This is a genomic window from Flavobacterium terrigena (assembly GCF_900108955.1).
Taxonomy (GTDB): Bacteria; Bacteroidota; Bacteroidia; order Flavobacteriales; family Flavobacteriaceae; genus Flavobacterium; species Flavobacterium terrigena.
Genome location: NZ_FNYA01000001.1, coordinates 571,843 through 588,611, shown reverse-complemented (window position 1 = coordinate 588,611; position 16,769 = coordinate 571,843). Strand labels below are relative to the sequence as shown.

The 16,769-nt window shown below is 31.5% G+C and carries 17 protein-coding genes; 14 read left to right on the top strand and 3 right to left on the bottom strand.

The features are described from left to right. Window positions 1-67: 67 nt before the first annotated feature. The 3 genes from sufC to BMX42_RS02805 form a co-directional block, all read right to left on the bottom strand. Window positions 68-817 (bottom strand): Fe-S cluster assembly ATPase SufC, encoded by a 750-nt coding sequence (gene sufC, locus BMX42_RS02815; protein ID WP_091308235.1) that lies wholly within the window; start codon window positions 815-817, stop codon window positions 68-70. A gap of 129 nt (window positions 818-946) precedes the next feature. Then, window positions 947-2,395, bottom strand: coding sequence for a Fe-S cluster assembly protein SufB (gene sufB / locus BMX42_RS02810; protein ID WP_091308231.1), 1,449 nt, complete (start codon window positions 2,393-2,395; stop codon window positions 947-949). Window positions 2,396-2,405: 10 nt separating this feature from the next. Further along, complete coding sequence (locus BMX42_RS02805) at window positions 2,406-2,735, bottom strand: HesB/IscA family protein (protein WP_091308802.1); 330 nt, start codon at window positions 2,733-2,735, stop codon at window positions 2,406-2,408. 229 nt (window positions 2,736-2,964) lie between these two features. Here BMX42_RS02805 and BMX42_RS02800 point away from each other — a divergent pair, with 229 nt between their 5' ends. The 14 genes from BMX42_RS02800 (at window position 2,965) to BMX42_RS02735 (ending at window position 16,732) form a co-directional block, all read left to right on the top strand. Then, on the top strand, window positions 2,965-3,828 hold the full coding sequence (locus BMX42_RS02800; protein ID WP_091308228.1) for an MBL fold metallo-hydrolase: 864 nt from the start codon (window positions 2,965-2,967) through the stop codon (window positions 3,826-3,828). 11 nt (window positions 3,829-3,839) lie between these two features. Continuing rightward, window positions 3,840-4,268 (top strand): MarR family winged helix-turn-helix transcriptional regulator, encoded by a 429-nt coding sequence (locus BMX42_RS02795; RefSeq protein ID WP_091308224.1) that lies wholly within the window; start codon window positions 3,840-3,842, stop codon window positions 4,266-4,268. Window positions 4,269-4,418: 150 nt separating this feature from the next. Beyond that, complete coding sequence (locus BMX42_RS02790; protein ID WP_091308220.1) at window positions 4,419-6,068, top strand: S8 family peptidase; 1,650 nt, start codon at window positions 4,419-4,421, stop codon at window positions 6,066-6,068. Window positions 6,069-6,081: 13 nt separating this feature from the next. Next, entirely contained in the window at window positions 6,082-8,514 is a 2,433-nt protein-coding gene (locus BMX42_RS02785; RefSeq protein WP_091308217.1) for an outer membrane beta-barrel protein, read from the top strand. 80 nt (window positions 8,515-8,594) lie between these two features. Continuing rightward, a complete protein-coding gene (locus tag BMX42_RS02780) occupies window positions 8,595-10,190 on the top strand; it encodes a S8 family peptidase (protein ID WP_091308214.1) in 1,596 nt (531 codons plus the stop codon). A gap of 83 nt (window positions 10,191-10,273) precedes the next feature. Then, the gene (locus BMX42_RS02775) at window positions 10,274-12,145 is read left to right on the top strand and encodes a M1 family metallopeptidase (RefSeq protein ID WP_091308211.1); all 1,872 of its coding nucleotides are present in this window, start codon (window positions 10,274-10,276) and stop codon (window positions 12,143-12,145) included. 59 nt (window positions 12,146-12,204) lie between these two features. Next, on the top strand, window positions 12,205-13,563 hold the full coding sequence (gene rimK, locus BMX42_RS02770; protein WP_091308208.1) for a 30S ribosomal protein S6--L-glutamate ligase: 1,359 nt from the start codon (window positions 12,205-12,207) through the stop codon (window positions 13,561-13,563). Beyond that, on the top strand, window positions 13,563-14,075 hold the full coding sequence (locus tag BMX42_RS02765) for a DUF421 domain-containing protein (protein WP_091308204.1): 513 nt from the start codon (window positions 13,563-13,565) through the stop codon (window positions 14,073-14,075). The genes rimK and BMX42_RS02765 overlap by 1 nt, the downstream gene beginning before the upstream one ends. A gap of 2 nt (window positions 14,076-14,077) precedes the next feature. Beyond that, complete coding sequence (locus tag BMX42_RS02760; RefSeq protein WP_091308200.1) at window positions 14,078-14,659, top strand: TMEM175 family protein; 582 nt, start codon at window positions 14,078-14,080, stop codon at window positions 14,657-14,659. A 19-nt stretch (window positions 14,660-14,678) separates the two neighbouring features. Continuing rightward, window positions 14,679-14,864, top strand: coding sequence for a hypothetical protein (locus BMX42_RS02755; protein ID WP_091308197.1), 186 nt, complete (start codon window positions 14,679-14,681; stop codon window positions 14,862-14,864). After that, on the top strand, window positions 14,864-15,046 hold the full coding sequence (locus BMX42_RS02750; protein ID WP_091308195.1) for a DUF1272 domain-containing protein: 183 nt from the start codon (window positions 14,864-14,866) through the stop codon (window positions 15,044-15,046). Before BMX42_RS02755 ends, BMX42_RS02750 begins: the two co-directional genes overlap by 1 nt. Then, a complete protein-coding gene (locus BMX42_RS02745; protein WP_091308190.1) occupies window positions 15,046-15,474 on the top strand; it encodes an SRPBCC family protein in 429 nt (142 codons plus the stop codon). The genes BMX42_RS02750 and BMX42_RS02745 overlap by 1 nt, the downstream gene beginning before the upstream one ends. 11 nt (window positions 15,475-15,485) lie before the next feature. After that, window positions 15,486-15,848, top strand: a complete 363-nt coding sequence (locus tag BMX42_RS02740; RefSeq protein ID WP_177169103.1) for a DUF1304 domain-containing protein — start codon at window positions 15,486-15,488, stop codon at window positions 15,846-15,848. Further along, on the top strand, window positions 15,845-16,732 hold the full coding sequence (locus BMX42_RS02735; RefSeq protein ID WP_091308184.1) for a TolB family protein: 888 nt from the start codon (window positions 15,845-15,847) through the stop codon (window positions 16,730-16,732). The genes BMX42_RS02740 and BMX42_RS02735 overlap by 4 nt, the downstream gene beginning before the upstream one ends. Window positions 16,733-16,769: the final 37 nt, after the last annotated feature.

Here is a 16,769-nt window from a genome sequence, read left to right as displayed (position 1 = left end):
GCAGTTTGCGGTTTACGGTCGCAGTGAAATTTGATTACTGAGACTGAAAACTGAGACTGAGTACTGTTTACTGAATTTCTGCTTTTATCCAATCGTAACCTTTTTCTTCTAATTCTAATGCTAAAGAGGCATCACCAGATTTTACAATTTTTCCGTCCATTAAAACGTGAACGAAGTCTGGAATAATATAATCTAACAAACGTTGGTAGTGCGTGATAACTAAAACCGCATTTTTTTCGTTTTTCAATTTGTTTACACCGTTTGCTACAATACGTAACGCATCGATATCTAAACCAGAATCTGTTTCATCCAAAATAGCTAATTTTGGTTCTAACATCGCCATTTGAAAAATTTCGTTACGTTTTTTCTCACCACCAGAAAAACCTTCGTTTAGTGAACGAGATAAAAATTTACGGTCAATTTCTAATAATTCAGATTTTTCACGAATTAATTTTAGCATTTCATTAGCTGGCATATCTTCTTGTCCACGTGCTTTACGAGATTCGTTGATAGCCGTTTTCATGAAGTTAGTTACCGAAACACCAGGAATTTCTACCGGATATTGAAAAGATAAGAAAACACCTTTGTGTGCTCTTTCTTCTGGTGCTAATTCTGAAATGTCTTCGTTTTCTAAAAGAATTTCTCCAGCTGTAACTTCATACGTTTCGTTTCCAGCAATGATCGAAGAAAGTGTACTTTTTCCGGCACCATTTGGTCCCATAATAGCGTGAACTTCTCCAGCTTTAATTTCTAAATTAATTCCTTTTAATATTTCTTTATCTTCTACTGAAGCGTGTAAATTTTTTATTGATAACATATTTATTTTTGTTTCAGGTTTAAAGTTTCAAGTTGTTTTGTTTCTTGTTCTTTAAACTCTTGTTTTAATTTTTTTACTTTATACTTGTTTTTTTCAGGTTTAACTTGAAACCTGAAACTTGAAACAAATTTATCCAACAGAACCTTCTAAACTAATTTCCAATAATTTCTGAGCTTCCACTGCAAATTCCATTGGTAATTTGTTTAATACTTCTTTACTGAAACCGTTTACAATTAAAGCAATCGCTTTTTCAGTTGGAATTCCACGTTGGTTGCAATAAAACACTTGGTCTTCTCCAATTTTTGAAGTCGTTGCTTCGTGTTCAATTTTAGCACTTGTGTTTTTACTTTCGATATATGGGAAAGTATGTGCACCACAATTATTACCCATTAATAAACTATCACATTGTGAAAAGTTACGAGCATTGTCTGCGTTTTTACTAATTTGTACTAATCCACGGTAACTATTTTGCGATTTACCAGCCGAAATTCCTTTAGAAATAATGGTTGATCTCGTGTTTTTACCTAAGTGAATCATTTTTGTTCCTGTATCTGCTTGTTGGAAATTATTCGTAACTGCGATAGAGTAGAACTCACCAATTGAATTATCACCTTTCAATACACAAGATGGATATTTCCAAGTTACGGCAGAACCTGTTTCGACTTGCGTCCAAGATATTTTTGCGTTTTTCTCGCATAAACCTCTTTTTGTTACAAAGTTGAAAACTCCACCTTTTCCTTCTTTATTCCCAGGATACCAGTTTTGAACCGTTGAATATTTTATTTCAGCGTCATCTAAAGCAATTAGCTCTACAACAGCAGCGTGTAATTGATTTTCATCACGACTTGGAGCTGTACAACCTTCAAGGTAAGATACATAACTTCCCTCATCGGCAATTACTAAAGTTCTTTCGAATTGTCCAGTTCCACCTTGGTTGATACGGAAATATGTTGATAACTCCATTGGACAACGAACGCCTTTTGGAATATAACAGAAACTTCCATCAGAGAAAACTGCCGAATTTAAAGCTGCATAAAAATTATCTTTCTGAGGCACAATTGTACCTAAATATTTTTTTACTAATTCTGGATGTTCTTGAATGGCTTCAGAAATTGGACAGAAAATAATTCCTTTTTCTCCTAAAGTCTTTTTGAATGTTGTTGCTACAGAAACAGAATCCACAACAATATCCATTGCAATGTTGTTCATTTTTTTCTGCTCATCAAGAGAAATACCCAATTTCTTGTACATTTCTAATAATTCCGCATCAACATCGTCTAATGTTTTGTTTGGATCAGATTTTTTTGGTGCTGAATAATACGCGATAGCCTGAAAATCAGGTTTCGTATAATTTACGTTTGCCCATTCTGGTTCTTCCATTTCTTTCCAAGCAGCGAAGGCTTGCAAACGCCAATCGGTCATCCATTCTGGCTCGTTTTTCTTTTTAGAAATCGCGCGCACAATGTCTTCGTTTAATCCAATAGGAAACGTTTCCGATTCTAATTCAGTGTAAAATCCGTATTCGTATTCTTTATTTTCTAATTCGACTTTTAAGTCGTCTTCAGTGTATTTACTCATATATTTTTATTTATAGAGAGAAACTCTCTCCACATCCACAAGTTCTTTGTGCATTCGGATTATTGAAAACAAATCCTTTTCCGTTTAAACCGCCAGAATATTCTAAAATCGTTCCTGCTAAATACAAAAATGATTTTTTTTCAACTGCAATTTTTATATTATTATCTTCAAAAACTTTATCGTTTTCACCAATTTCTTTGTCGAATTTTAGCTCATATGATAAACCAGAACAACCACCACTTTTCACGCCTACTCGCACGAAATCAATGGCAGCATCAAAACCGTCATCTTTCATCATATCAACAATTTTTCTACTTGCAGATTCAGATACTTGTATCATAACTTTGTTATTATTTGTTTTTATATATTTATGTAATTCACGAAAAAACATCTGTAAATAAGATGCTTTTTTACTTCGCCTATTCCATAATTATTTTGAATTCATATAGATTATCTGCAAAGATAAACCATAAAATGCTTTTTACAAGGTTTGATAACATTTTTATAACTTATATTTCAATAGTTTCTGTTTATTGATTTTTTTGTAATTTGGCTAAAAATTTTGAGACATGAAGTTATACCCATTAGAAGCAGGAAATTTTAAGTTAGATGGTGGCGCAATGTTTGGTGTTGTTCCTAAAACAATTTGGAACAAAACCAATCCAGCTGACGAAAATAATTTAATAGATATTGCCGCAAGATGTTTATTAATTGAAGACGGAAATAAACTGACTTTGATTGATAACGGAATGGGGAATAAGCAATCGGATAAATTTTTTGGTTATTATTCGCTTTGGGGCGATGAAAGTTTAGATAAATCATTAGCCAAACTTGGATTTCATAAAGATGATATTACCGATGTTTTTATGACACATTTGCATTTTGATCATTGTGGTGGTTCGGTAGTTTGGAATAAAGACAGAACAGGTTTTGAAGTAGCGTTTAAAAATGCTAATTTCTGGAGTAACGAAAACCATTGGGAATGGGCAACGAAACCAAATTCTCGTGAAAAAGCTTCTTTTTTACACGAAAATATTATTCCAATGCAAGAAAGTGGACAATTGAAATTTATCAACCGACCAGACGCTGATTTTATAAGCACTTCAGAATTAGGTTTCGGAATATTTTTCGCAGATGGTCATACCGAAAAACAAATGTTACCTCACATTAATTATAAAGGAAAAACGATTGTTTTTTGTGCCGATATGTTAGCCACTGCTGGACATATTCCAATTAATTATGTGATGGGTTACGATACGCGCCCGTTGTTGACTTTGGACGAAAAAACGAAGTTTATGAATGCCGCTGCAGATAATAATTACTACTTGTTTTTAGAACATGATGCACATAATCAAATCATTACTGTTGAAAGAACAGAAAAAGGGGTGAGACTAAAAGAAGTTTTTACGTGTGAAGAAATTTTCAATTCATAAAATATATTTTAATGGATAAATTAAATGATATCATATTTTATAATATTGAAAAAGCAATTAAAACATATAGAATGTTTGCGATGAAAAGAATTCGTGATAATAACTACAAGATCACAACAGATCAATGGTTAATTATCAAATCGATTCTAGAAAATCCGGATATTACGCAACAAGAAATTGCGAAAAATGTTTTTAAAGACAATGCTTCTGTGACTAGAATTATTGAATTAATGGTGAAATCAAATTATGTAACTAGAGAAGAAAATGCTTCAGATAGAAGAAAATCTAATTTAAAAGTTACAAAAGAAGGTGAAGCAATTATTGAAAATGTAAATGATTTAGTTATAGAAAACCGAAAAATTGCTTTAAAAGGAATTACTCAAGAAGAATTAAACATCACGTCTTCAACCTTAAAAAAGATAATTGCAAATTGTAATTAACCTCCTTAGTGTGTTAAAGTTATCTTAAATTAAAATTTTACTGTAACAAACAAATTAATTGAAATACATATTAATACTATTTTATTTGATATATCAAATATTGTTATTGTGTTTAATTTAATTGTAGAAAAAATAATAAAATTTAAGAAAATGGAAAATACAAAATCAATCTATTTATCATTAGTTGTTGCGGTAGCAATGACAATGTCGGCAATGGCTCAAGGACCAAATGCAAATTTCACAAAAAAAGGTAAACTAACCGAAATTGAATTGAAACGTTGGAGTCATCTCGATTTAGAAAAAGACAGTATTCCTGGAATGAGTATAGACCGAGTTTATGCTGAATTATTAAAAGGTAAAAAAGGCGAAAAAATTATTGTTGGTGTTGTTGATTCTGGAGTAGATATTGATCACGAAGATTTAAAATCGGTGATTTGGACCAACAAGAATGAAATCGCAAATAACGGAATTGATGATGATAAAAATGGTTACATCGATGATGTTCATGGCTGGAATTTTTTGGGAAATATCGAAAATGAAAATTTAGAATTAACCAGAATGATGAAAAAAGGAGATGATGGTTCTCAAGCATACAAAGATGCTAAAGCTGAATTTGATAAAAAATTCGAAGCACTTTTAGCAAATAAGAAACAAGTTGATGAAATTTTCAATGCGAATAAGATCTTAGTTGATCATTTCAAAAAAGAAGATTTCACTATTGATGAAGTTAAAGCGATAAAAACGGAAGATGCTGAAATTAAAAAAAGCATGGAAGTTTTTACAAAAATTGGAAAAGCTGGAACTGCATTAATGACAAATGTCAACAAATTTAAAACACAAGTTTACAATCAGTTAAATTTTAATTACAATTTAGAATACGATGGTAGAAAACTAATTGGTGACAATGCTGATGATATTAACGACAAAATTTACGGGAATAATATTGTGTATGGTCCAGACAAAGAAGGTGCTTTACATGGAACTCACGTTGCTGGAATTATAGCGCAATCACGTAATAATAATATAGGTGGTGATGGAGTTGCAGATAATGTAGAAATTATGTCAGTTCGTGCAGTGCCAAATGGTGACGAATATGATAAAGATATTGCTTTAGCGATTCGTTATGCAGTTGATAATGGTGCAAAAGTAATTAATGCAAGTTTCGGTAAAAATTATTCTCCTCACAAACAATGGGTTTATGATGCGATTAAATATGCGGAAAGTAAAGATGTTTTAATTATTCACGCAGCCGGAAATGATTCAAAAGATATTGATGTGGAACCAAATTTCCCAAACGATTCAGATGATAAAAAAATAGAATTTGCAGATAATGTAATTACAGTTGGAGCTTTAAATTATGAAAACGGTAAAAAAGTTGTGGCTAACTTCTCAAATTACGGAAAACTAAATGTAGATGTTTACGCGCCAGGTGTGAAAATTTATTCTACAACTCCAAATGGTGAATATCAATATTTACAAGGAACTTCAATGGCGTCTCCAAATGTTGCTGGTGTTGCTGCGATGTTAAGATCATATTATCCATCATTAACAGCTAAACAAGTAAAACAAATTATAAACACTACTGGAACAACTTCAACTGAAGAAGTTATTGTTGGCGGTAATCCGAAAGATGTGCGTCCATTTAACCAATTATCAACTTCTGGAAAAATGGTTAATGCTTATGGTGCTGTTATTATGGCGGAAAAAATGACAAAAAAAGAAGTGAAGAAAACTGTCGTTAAAAAGAATAAAAAAGAGAAAAAATCGAGTTTAAAAGTGAAAAATGAATTTGTTGATTAATTTATAATTAAACATGAAAAAAGTTATATTAATAATTGCTATTCTTCTAAAAGTCAGTGTCGGTTTTTCTCAAACCAATAATGGGAGAGTTATTGGAAATACAATAGATGAGAATAAAAAGCCAATAGAATTTGCTAATGTTTTATTGCATCGTGTTGCGGATTCTGTTTTTGTAAAAGCAGCTATTTCAGATGAAAAAGGTAATTTCGAAATGGATCATCTTGTTCTAGAAAATTATTATATAACCATTAAACATCAGACTTTTAAAACGTTTAAAAGTGAAAATTTTAGCATTACTGCAGGAAATAAAATTAAAAGTTTCACAGATATTACGCTAAACAAAAACTCTAATACTATTCAGGAAGTTGTAGTGACAAGTGGAATAAAACCATTTGTAGAAAGAAAGTTGGACAAGATTATTGTTAATGTTGAAAATAGCATTGTTGCTACTGGTAATTCTGTTTTAGAAGTTTTAGAACGATCGCCAGGCGTAATGGTAAATCAGGAATCTTCCATCAATTTGAAAGGAAAATCTGGTGTTGTGATAATGATTGATGGAAAACCAACACCACTTTCTGGAACAGATTTAATGGCGTATTTAAAAGGAATTCAAGCGAATAATGTGCAAACTATTGAAATCATTTCAAATCCATCAGCTAAGTATGATGCGGCTGGAAATGCAGGTATTATTAATATAAAATTAAAGAAAAATCAAAAAATTGGATTTAACGGTTCACTTACTTTAAGCTATGGTCAAGGTGTTTACGCCAAACCTTCTGCAAGTACAAATTTGAATTATAGAAATAAAAAATGGAATTTTTTCGGTACATATTCGCATGCCGAACCAACAGATTTCACCATGTTTTACATCAATAGGAAATTTTTTGATGCCAACCACAATGTAGTTTCAATCTTCGATCAAACCTCTTACATTAAACGACCAATTATTAGTGATAATTCTAAAATTGGAGCCGATTTTTATGCAAATGAAAAAACCGTGGTTGGTGTCATGTTAAATGGCAATTGGAATAGTAGTAATCGTGATGGAAATACCAATTCGATAATTAAAAAACCAGATGGAAGTGTTGATTACACAACAGATAATTCTGTAACCTTAAACGAAAAAAGATTTAATGGATTTGGAAACGTAAATTTTAAACATTCTTTTAATAATGAAGGAAAAGAAGTAACGGCTGATGTTGATTTCGGACAGTACGATTCTAAAACCTTACAAGATATAAACAATAGCAATTTAAGTTCAGATGGACAAACGGTAACTTTAAATAAATTGTTTACGAATCAGGTTGGAAATATTGCTGTGAAATCTGTTAAAGCAGATTATTCGCATCCATTTTCAAAAACTGCAAAATTGGAAGTTGGATTAAAAAGTAGTTTAGTCACTTCAGATAATGATGTGAAATTTTATGATGTAATTGACAACGAAAATGTTTTAGATTCAAATCGTTCTAATCAATTTATTTATAAAGAAAATATTAATGCCGTTTATGCTAGTTTTGCTAAAGAATTTACAAAATGGGATTTCCAATTCGGACTTCGAACAGAACACACACATACTAATGGAGAACAAATTGCAACTAATGAAAAGTTTTCAAGAGATTATACCAATTTCTTTCCAAATGTAGTTGTTAATAGAAAGTTTTCAGATGATAATTCACTAGCTTTTTCATACACAAAACGTATTGACAGGCCAACATATCGACAATTAAATCCATTTAAAATTTTTGTAGATTCGTACACTTATGTAGTGGGTGATCCAACTTTGAAGTCAGTTATTACTAATATATTTGAATTTAATCACACCTTTAAAGGAAAATACATCACAACTTTAAGTTATAGTAAAAGTAATGATGCTATTACAGATATTTTTCAACAAGATGATGCTACAAAAATATCCTTTCAGATTCCAGCAAACATGCAAGATTTTGAACAAATTAACTTAGGAATATATGTGCCATTTAAAATTGATAAAACGGTTAATTCAACGCTTTCAGGTTCAGTAAATAACAATAAATATACAAGTCCTTTACAAGGAAGCACACTTCATAATGATTTCACTTCTTGGGACGCAAATCTTACCAATAATATTGCTTTAGGAAAAGGTTGGTCAGCCGAATTAAATGGGTTTTATCAAAGTAAAAGTGTTTGGGGATTGTTTATTATCAAGAATTTAGCTCAGGTTTCTTCAGGAATTCAAAAGGTTTCAAAAAATAAAAATTCAACATTCAAATTTGCAATTAGCGATATTTTCTTAACGAATCACATAGCGGTTGAAGTTCAATATCAAAACCAAGATTTTTTCACAAATAGAACTTGGGATTCAAGAGTAGCAACACTTTCATATACGTATCGATTTGGTAAAAACACAATTGAAAAAGCAAGACAACACAAAAGTGGCGTAGAAGACGAAAAACGTAGAGCAGGTTAAAAAAAATCTATAAAAGAATAACTATATAAATACATTTTGTATTTTTACGAACTTGAAACAATAAAATTAAAAATAATATAATGAATTTAAGAATTAAACCTTTATATCTATCAGCAGCTATGGCATTAGTTTTAGCTGGATGTGGATCAGCTAAAATGGTTTCAGCTCCAGTTGAAAGCATTGACAAAATGCCATTAAAAACAACTCCATTAGCAGAAAAAGATTTGCAACGTTGGAGTCATTTAGATTTAGTGAAAGATACTGTTCCTGGAATGAGTGTGGATAAAGCTTACGCTGAATTGTTAAAGGGTAAAAAATTTACTAAAGTTATTGTTGGAATTGTAGATTCTGGTGTTGATATTAATCATGAAGATTTAAAATCAGTAATTTGGACAAACCCAAAAGAAATCGCTGGTAACAAAATTGATGATGATAAAAATGGATATGTTGATGATATTCATGGTTGGAATTTCTTAGGAGATGCTGTTCACGAACAGTTAGAAATGACTCGTATCGTAAAAAAAGGACCAAGCACTCCAGATTATACGGAAGCTAAAGCAAAATTAGAAGAAGAACTTCAAGGTTTACAAGGTCAGAAACAACAATTAGATATGATTTTAAATGCAGATAAAGCAATTAAAACGCATTTGAAAAAAGAGGACTACACTTTAGAAGATGTTAAAAAAATTGAGACTACTGATCAAAGCTTATTACAAGCTAAAATGATTTATAGTCAAATTTTAGCTGGAATGACTAAAGCAGAATTCGACAAAGAAATTGTTGATTTTAAAGACCACGTTTATGGTCAATTAAACTACAATTTAAATATTGATTATGACGGTAGAAAAATAGTTGGAGATAATCCAAATGACATTAGAGATACTAAATATGGTAATAATAATGTTGTTGGTCCAGAACCAAAAGAAGCAAAACATGGAACTCACGTTGCTGGAATTGTAGCTCAAGTTAGAGGGAACAAAAAAGGTGGTGATGGTGTAGCAAATACAGTTGAAATTATGGCAGTTCGTGCCGTACCAAATGGTGACGAATACGATAAAGATATTGCTTTAGGAATTCGTTATGCGGTTGACAATGGTGCAAAAGTAATTAACGGTTCTTTCGGAAAATATTTTTCTCAAAATAAAGAATGGGTTATCGATGCTATCAAATATGCAGAATCTAAAGATGTACTTTTAGTTATTGCAGCTGGAAACGAATCTTATGATTTAGATACAAGAAATAAATATCCAAATGACACCTATGACAATTCTCCTGAATTTGCTAAAAATGTTTTAATCATTGGTGCACTTTCTCCAGAATATGGTTCGAAAATGGTTGCTGGTTTTTCTAATTATGGAAAAAATAACGTAGATATTTTCTCACCTGGAGATAAAATTTACGCAACAACTCCATTAAATACTTACGAATATTTACAAGGAACTTCAATGGCATCGCCAAATGCTGCTGGTGTAGCTGCTTTAATTCGTTCTTACTATCCAAGTTTAACTGCAGTTCAAGTAAAAAAAATCATTATGGATAGTGGAATTTCATTATCAAATTCAGTTACAGTTGGAGAAGATAAACACAAAACTAGTTTTGCTGAGACTTCTAAATCTGGTAAAATTGTAAATGCATACAACGCGTTACTTTTAGCAGAAAAAACAGCTAAAAAATAATCTTATAAAATAGTTAAAAAACCACAAAGTTTAAACTTCGCGTTTATCTTTGTGGTTTTCTTATTTATACCAAAATATTACTTATGAAGAACTTATTTACTACTTTATTTGTCCTTACTTTAGGATTTTCATTCGCACAAAACAACCCGAATTCAGGTTATTGGCAACAACACGTTGATTATAAAATGAACGTAAATATGGATGTTAAAAAATATCAATATAAAGGAAATCAAGAATTGGTTTATACCAATAATTCACCTGATACTTTAAAGAAAGTATTTTATCATTTATATCCAAACGCTTTTCAACCAGGAAGCGCCATGGATTTACGTTTGCAAACTATTGCAGATCCAGACAAACGTATGGTTCGTAAATTCACAAAAGATAATAAAGAAGTAAAAGAAAGTAGAATTAGCACGTTGAAACCAAATGAAATTGGTTATTTGAATGTGACTAATTTTAAACAAAACGGAATTGCAGCTCAAACTAGAGTAGTAGGTACTGTTTTAGAAGTTACTTTACCACAAGCAATTTTACCAAAATCTTCTACAAATTTTACGTTAGATTTTAACGGACAAGTGCCTTTGCAAATTCGTCGTTCTGGAAGAAATTCTGAAGAAAACGTTGCGCTTTCTATGACGCAATGGTTTCCTAAAATGGCAGAATATGATTTCGAAGGTTGGCAAGCTGATACCTATATTGCTAGAGAATTTCACGGAGTTTGGGGGAATTTCGATGTAAAAATTACGATTGATAAAGACTACACAATTGGTTCTACTGGATATCTTCAAAATAAAAATGAGATTGGAAAAGGGTATGAAGATACTGGTGTGGTTGTAACTTATCCTAAAAAAACGAAAACATTAACTTGGCATTTTGTGGCACCAAACGTACACGATTTTGCTTGGGGAGCAGATTCAGAATACATTCACGATAAAATCATGGGTGAAAATGAAACAGAATTGCACTTTTTCTATAAAAACAAAAAAGAGAATTTAGAAAATTGGAAAAAAATGCAACCTAAAACAGCTGAATTATTGGCGTTTTTCAATAAAAATGTTGGACAATATCCATACAAACAATATTCTGTAATTCAAGGTGGAGATGGTGGAATGGAATATGCAATGTGTACCTTAATTACAGGAAACAGAAGTTACGGAAGTTTAGTTGGCGTAACTGCTCACGAATTTGCACACAGTTGGTTTCAACATATTTTAGCAACAAATGAATCGAAACATTGTTGGATGGATGAAGGTTTTACAACTTTCATTTCAGACTTAGCGATGAACCAAATTATGCCACCAAAAGAACCAGAAAATCCATTTGCTGATTCGTATAATAACTATGTTTTCGTAGCAAATTCTGGAAAAGAACAACCATTGACGACACATGCTGATAGATACGATTTAAATCAATCTTACGGAATTGGTGCGTATAGCAAAGGTGAAATTTTCTTAGCGCAATTAGGTTATATTATTGGTGTTGAAAATCTTCAAAAAACCATTAAAAAATATTATTCGGATTATAAATTCACACACCCAACGCCAAACGATATCAAAAGAACGGCTGAGAAAGTTTCTGGTGCAAATTTAGATTGGTATTTAAACGAGTGGACACAAACTACAAATACGATTGATTATGCTATCAAATCTGTTGAAACTAATAAAATTGTTTTAGAAAGAAAAGGTAGAATGCCAATGCCTATCGATTTAATTGTAGAATTTGAAAACGGTAAAAAAGAATATTTCTACATTCCAAATACTTTAATGCGTTGGGAAAAGCAAAATCCATATACGACTTTAACTAGAACTGTTTTAGCAGGATGGGATTGGGCAATTCCTACTTATTCTATTGAAATCGCTAAAGAAAAAGGAGCAATTAAATCGGTAATTATTGATCCAAGTGATTTAATGGCTGATGTGAAGAAAGAAGATAATGTATTCCCTAAAAAATAATCAGAACATCATCAGATTCTGAAAAAATAATATTAAATTAGATTTCAAATTACTTACAAATGCAAGATAAAACGTTAATTGGTAGTGAAGAATGGTGTTCGTTTCCACAATTAGGAATACCAGCAATTAAAGCACGTGTCGATTCTGGAGCAAAAACTTCAGCTTTACACGCTATCAATATCAAAATTTTTGAAAAGAATGGTGACGAATGGTTAAAATTCGATATCAATCCGATTCAAAACAACTCGAAATCAATTATTCATTGTGAAGCGCAATTAGTGGATCAAAGAATTGTGAAAAGTTCTAACGGAACTCGAGAAAAAAGATACGTTATCCGAACAGATGTTGAATTAGGAAATCACAATTGGCAAGTTGAGGTTACACTTACTAACAGAGATTCCATGGGTTTCAGAATGTTATTAGGTCGTGAAGCCATGGTGGGAAGACTAATCGTCGACCCAGAAAAAAAGTTCGAATTAGGACAACCTTCAACAGAAAGTTTAAAAGAATTTTATTACAACGAACCAAGTAAAAAAGGATTAAAAATTGGACTTTTAGCCAGTAATCCGGATTTATACAGTAACAGAAGAATTATTGAAGCAGGTGAAATGCGTGGACATGAAATGCATTTCTTAAATCTGAAATATTGTTACATGAAATTGAGTGCTTCCAATCCAGAGATCCATTATCGTGGAGGTTTGGTTTTGAGCGATTTCGATGCGATTATTCCTCGTATTCGTCCAAGTATGACGTATTACGGTTGTGCCTTAACACGTCAGTTTGAAGCTTTGAAAGTCTTTGCTTTGAACAATGCAGCTGCGATTACACAATCGAGAGATAAATTATTTTCGTTACAATTGTTGTTAAATAATGGTGTTGATATTCCTACAACAGGTTTCGCCAATTCACCTTTAGATACCGACGATTTAATTAAAATGGTTGGTGGTTCGCCATTAATCGTAAAATTATTAGAAGGAACACAAGGAAAAGGTGTGGTTTTAGCTGAAACAAAAAAAGCTGCAGAATCTGTAATTAATGCATTTAAAAGTTTGAATGCAAATATTTTAGTGCAAGAATTCATCAAAGAAGCGAACGGAAAAGATTTACGTTTGTTTGTAGTTGATGGAAAAGTGGTAGCTGCGATGCAACGTGAAGCTGCTCCAGGTGAATTTCGTGCGAATATCCATTTAGGCGGAACGGCTTCTGTAGTGAAAGTAACTTCAGATGAGAAAAAAATTGCCATAAAAGCAGCTAAAGCAATGAATTTAAAAGTCGCTGGTGTGGATATTATTCGTTCTAGTAAAGGTCCGTTGTTGTTAGAAGTAAATTCTTCTCCTGGATTAGAAGGAATTGAAGGCGCAACTCAAAAAGACATTGCTGGCGAAATGATTAAAGCCATCGAGAAAAATTTTAAATAATGATTCCATATTTAGACATTGTCGTAAGAAGCATTTGTGTTTACTTTTTTATGGTAATTGCCTTGCGTATTTTTGGTAAAAAAGAATTATCGCAATTAAATGCTTCAGACATTGTTTTAATTTTATTAATTAGTAACGCGGTTCAAAACGCAATGGTTGGAAGCGATGTTTCACTTGAAGGTGGAATTGTTGCCGCTTTTTCATTATTTTTAATCAATTATATTTTCAAAAAAATAATTAATAAATCACCTTTTTTAAGTCGGTTAGTTCAAAGTAAACCAGAGATTTTAATACACGATGGAAAAATTGATTTTAATGTGCTTTCCAAATTGGATATTACTTCGGATGAATTAGATGAAGTAATTAGAGAACACGGCGTGGACAATTATAAACACGTTAAGTTAGCTATGCTGGAATTAAACGGAAGTATAAGTATTATTTCAGGAAAAGAAAATTTAAGACAAACTAGGCATAAAAGAATTCATAAAACTTTAGGAGAAATTACTACTTAGATATGAACAAAAACAGACTTGAAGCTTTTAGTGATGGTGTTTTAGCCATTATAATAACGATTATGGTTTTGGAGTTTAAAGTGCCAACAGATACCACTTTTGAAGCTGTAATTTTATTGTCGCATAAGTTTTTAAGTTATATTTTAAGCTTCATTTATGTGGGTATTTATTGGAACAACCATCATCATATGTTGCATACTGTAAAGAGTGTAAATGGAAGGATTCTTTGGGCAAATTTGCATTTATTATTTTGGTTGTCATTAATCCCATTTGCAACGGCTTGGATTGGTGAACATCATTTTGCTAGTTTTCCAATGATGCTTTATGGTATCGTTTTATTAATGAATGGAATTGCTTTTAATATTTTGCAATATGTGATTATTCAATCTCACGGAAAAAATTCCGATTTAGCAAAAGCGGTTGGAAAAGACTTTAAAGGGAAATTATCCGTAATTTTGTATATAATCGCGGTAATTTTTACTAAATTTTATGTAGAAATTTCTGGTGCAATTTATATTTTGGTCGCTTTACTTTGGTTAATTCCTGATAAAAGAATCGAACGTACTATTAACAATAAAGACTAATATTTAAAACAAGAAGTCAATGGACGACAAATTCAGAAAATTATTGCTTATAATTATTGGTTGCAGTTTTATTGTAGGTTTTGGTATTTTATTCAAAATTATGGAATGGCCTGGTGCGACACTAATTTTCAATATTGGTGTAGTTTTAGAAGTTATTTTCGGAGCTACAATTATGGTTTATTTATTGAAAAATAAAAACAAATAATGGCTTTAGAATATAAAACAGTTTGCGAAAAATGTACGACTTCATTAACGATGCAATCGGAAGCTTGTATTTGTAGTTATGAATGCACTTTTTGTGAAACTTGTTCAAGTGAAATGGAATTTATTTGCCCAAATTGTAAAGGCGAATTAGTAAAAAGACCTAAACGTAAAAATTCAGCATAATGTTTACTATCTATCATGATTTCGTTGTAAATGTTTCAAAAGAGAAATTTTTTGAAGCGGTTTCTACTCCAAAAGGATTAAACAATTGGTGGACTTTACGCTGCTCTGGAAACCCGAAATTAGAAGAAATTTATAATTTAAATTTTACGGACGAATTCAATTGGTTTGCCAAAATTTCTAAGTTCGATAAAAATAAATGTATCGAATTTTCGATGGCTGAAGCGATGGAAGAATGGTTACCAACTAAATTTGGTTTCAAAATACACGAAATTAATTCGGAAAAATCAGAAATTGAATTCTATCACAGCAATTGGAAAGCAATTACTAAAGAATATAGAATTGCTAGTTTTTGTTGGGCGATGTTGTTAAACCAACTCAAAGACTATTTAGAAAAAGGAATCATTACGCCATTTAGCGAAAGAAACTAAAATCAGTAATTATGGAAATCGTATCAAACATTAGCATTGTAATTGTAGCATTACTTCACATCTATTTTTTATGGTTAGAAATGTTTGTTTGGACAACAACAGGTAAAAAAGTATTCAAAACACTACCGGAACATTTGTTTGAACCAACCAAAACGTTAGCAGCAAATCAAGGTTTGTATAACGGATTTTTAGCAGCAGGATTACTTTGGTCTTTATTTATTTCCGATATTATTTGGAGTAAAAATATCGCTTTCTTTTTCTTAGGTTGTGTTTTAGTCGCCGCTTTATATGGTTGGTATTCGGTTTCTAAAAGAATCTTTTTCGTACAAGGAATTCCCGCAATTATTGGAATTATTTTAGTCTTTCTGAGATGAAAACGCTACTGATTATAACTGGTTTGTTAACTTTTGGAATCATTTCTTCACAAGAGCCAAAAGGAACAATCGGTTATACATCAAAACAAAATGGCAATTTCGAAATTTATACGATGAATGCCGATGGAAGTAATGTTCAAAATATTTCCAATCATCCCAAACTAGATTATGGATATTGTTGGTCGATAAATGGAGAAACCATCTATTTCTATACTAATAGAGATGGAAACGAAGAAATTTACAGTATCAATTCAGACGGAACCAATCCAATCAATTTAACTTCAAACAAAGCAAACGACAGAGTTCCAGAAATTGCTCCTAATGGAAAATTATTAGCCTTTCAATCGGATAGAGATAATGAAAATGGAGAAATCTATTTGATGAACTTGGAAAATAAAACTACTATACGATTAACCAATAATTCACTTTACGAAGAATCACCTTGTTTTTCAAAAAACAGCAGAAAGTTACTTTTTACAAGAGAAATAGTCGAGAAAACGGATTTTGTTGAAGTGAGTAATGGAGAAATCTTTCTATTAGATATAAAAACAAAAACCGAAACACGTTTGACTTTCAAAAGAGGTTTCGATTCTGGCGCCAAATTTTCTCCAGATAATAAAAAAATCACTTTTTTTGGTAGAGATGAAATAACTGGTAATTACGATATTTTTATCATGAATAGTGACGGAACGAATATTGTCAACTTAACGAATGATGCTCTGCAAGATTTTTCACCTTGTTGGTCACCAGACGGGAATTGGCTTGCTTTTACTCGTGGAAATTCAGAAAATTATGATATTTGGATGATAAATATTCATACCAAAGAATTACGAAGATTAACCACGCAACCCAAACGAGATGAAACGCCTTTTTGGAAAGAATAATTAATAAAAAAAGGCAAAAGTTTAAATGATTAACTTT

What these genes read in the sequence shown, in the direction of transcription:
- sufC (WP_091308235.1), bottom strand. Translation starts at nt 817, where the DNA reads ATGTTATCAATAAAAAATTTACACGCTTCAGTAGAAGATAAAGAAATA.
- sufB (WP_091308231.1), bottom strand. Translation starts at nt 2,395, where the DNA reads ATGAGTAAATACACTGAAGACGACTTAAAAGTCGAATTAGAAAATAAA.
- BMX42_RS02805 (WP_091308802.1), bottom strand. Translation starts at nt 2,735, where the DNA reads ATGATACAAGTATCTGAATCTGCAAGTAGAAAAATTGTTGATATGATG.
- BMX42_RS02800 (WP_091308228.1), top strand. Translation starts at nt 2,965, where the DNA reads ATGAAGTTATACCCATTAGAAGCAGGAAATTTTAAGTTAGATGGTGGC.
- BMX42_RS02795 (WP_091308224.1), top strand. Translation starts at nt 3,840, where the DNA reads ATGGATAAATTAAATGATATCATATTTTATAATATTGAAAAAGCAATT.
- BMX42_RS02790 (WP_091308220.1), top strand. Translation starts at nt 4,419, where the DNA reads ATGGAAAATACAAAATCAATCTATTTATCATTAGTTGTTGCGGTAGCA.
- BMX42_RS02785 (WP_091308217.1), top strand. Translation starts at nt 6,082, where the DNA reads ATGAAAAAAGTTATATTAATAATTGCTATTCTTCTAAAAGTCAGTGTC.
- BMX42_RS02780 (WP_091308214.1), top strand. Translation starts at nt 8,595, where the DNA reads ATGAATTTAAGAATTAAACCTTTATATCTATCAGCAGCTATGGCATTA.
- BMX42_RS02775 (WP_091308211.1), top strand. Translation starts at nt 10,274, where the DNA reads ATGAAGAACTTATTTACTACTTTATTTGTCCTTACTTTAGGATTTTCA.
- rimK (WP_091308208.1), top strand. Translation starts at nt 12,205, where the DNA reads ATGCAAGATAAAACGTTAATTGGTAGTGAAGAATGGTGTTCGTTTCCA.
- BMX42_RS02765 (WP_091308204.1), top strand. Translation starts at nt 13,563, where the DNA reads ATGATTCCATATTTAGACATTGTCGTAAGAAGCATTTGTGTTTACTTT.
- BMX42_RS02760 (WP_091308200.1), top strand. Translation starts at nt 14,078, where the DNA reads ATGAACAAAAACAGACTTGAAGCTTTTAGTGATGGTGTTTTAGCCATT.
- BMX42_RS02755 (WP_091308197.1), top strand. Translation starts at nt 14,679, where the DNA reads ATGGACGACAAATTCAGAAAATTATTGCTTATAATTATTGGTTGCAGT.
- BMX42_RS02750 (WP_091308195.1), top strand. Translation starts at nt 14,864, where the DNA reads ATGGCTTTAGAATATAAAACAGTTTGCGAAAAATGTACGACTTCATTA.
- BMX42_RS02745 (WP_091308190.1), top strand. Translation starts at nt 15,046, where the DNA reads ATGTTTACTATCTATCATGATTTCGTTGTAAATGTTTCAAAAGAGAAA.
- BMX42_RS02740 (WP_177169103.1), top strand. Translation starts at nt 15,486, where the DNA reads ATGGAAATCGTATCAAACATTAGCATTGTAATTGTAGCATTACTTCAC.
- BMX42_RS02735 (WP_091308184.1), top strand. Translation starts at nt 15,845, where the DNA reads ATGAAAACGCTACTGATTATAACTGGTTTGTTAACTTTTGGAATCATT.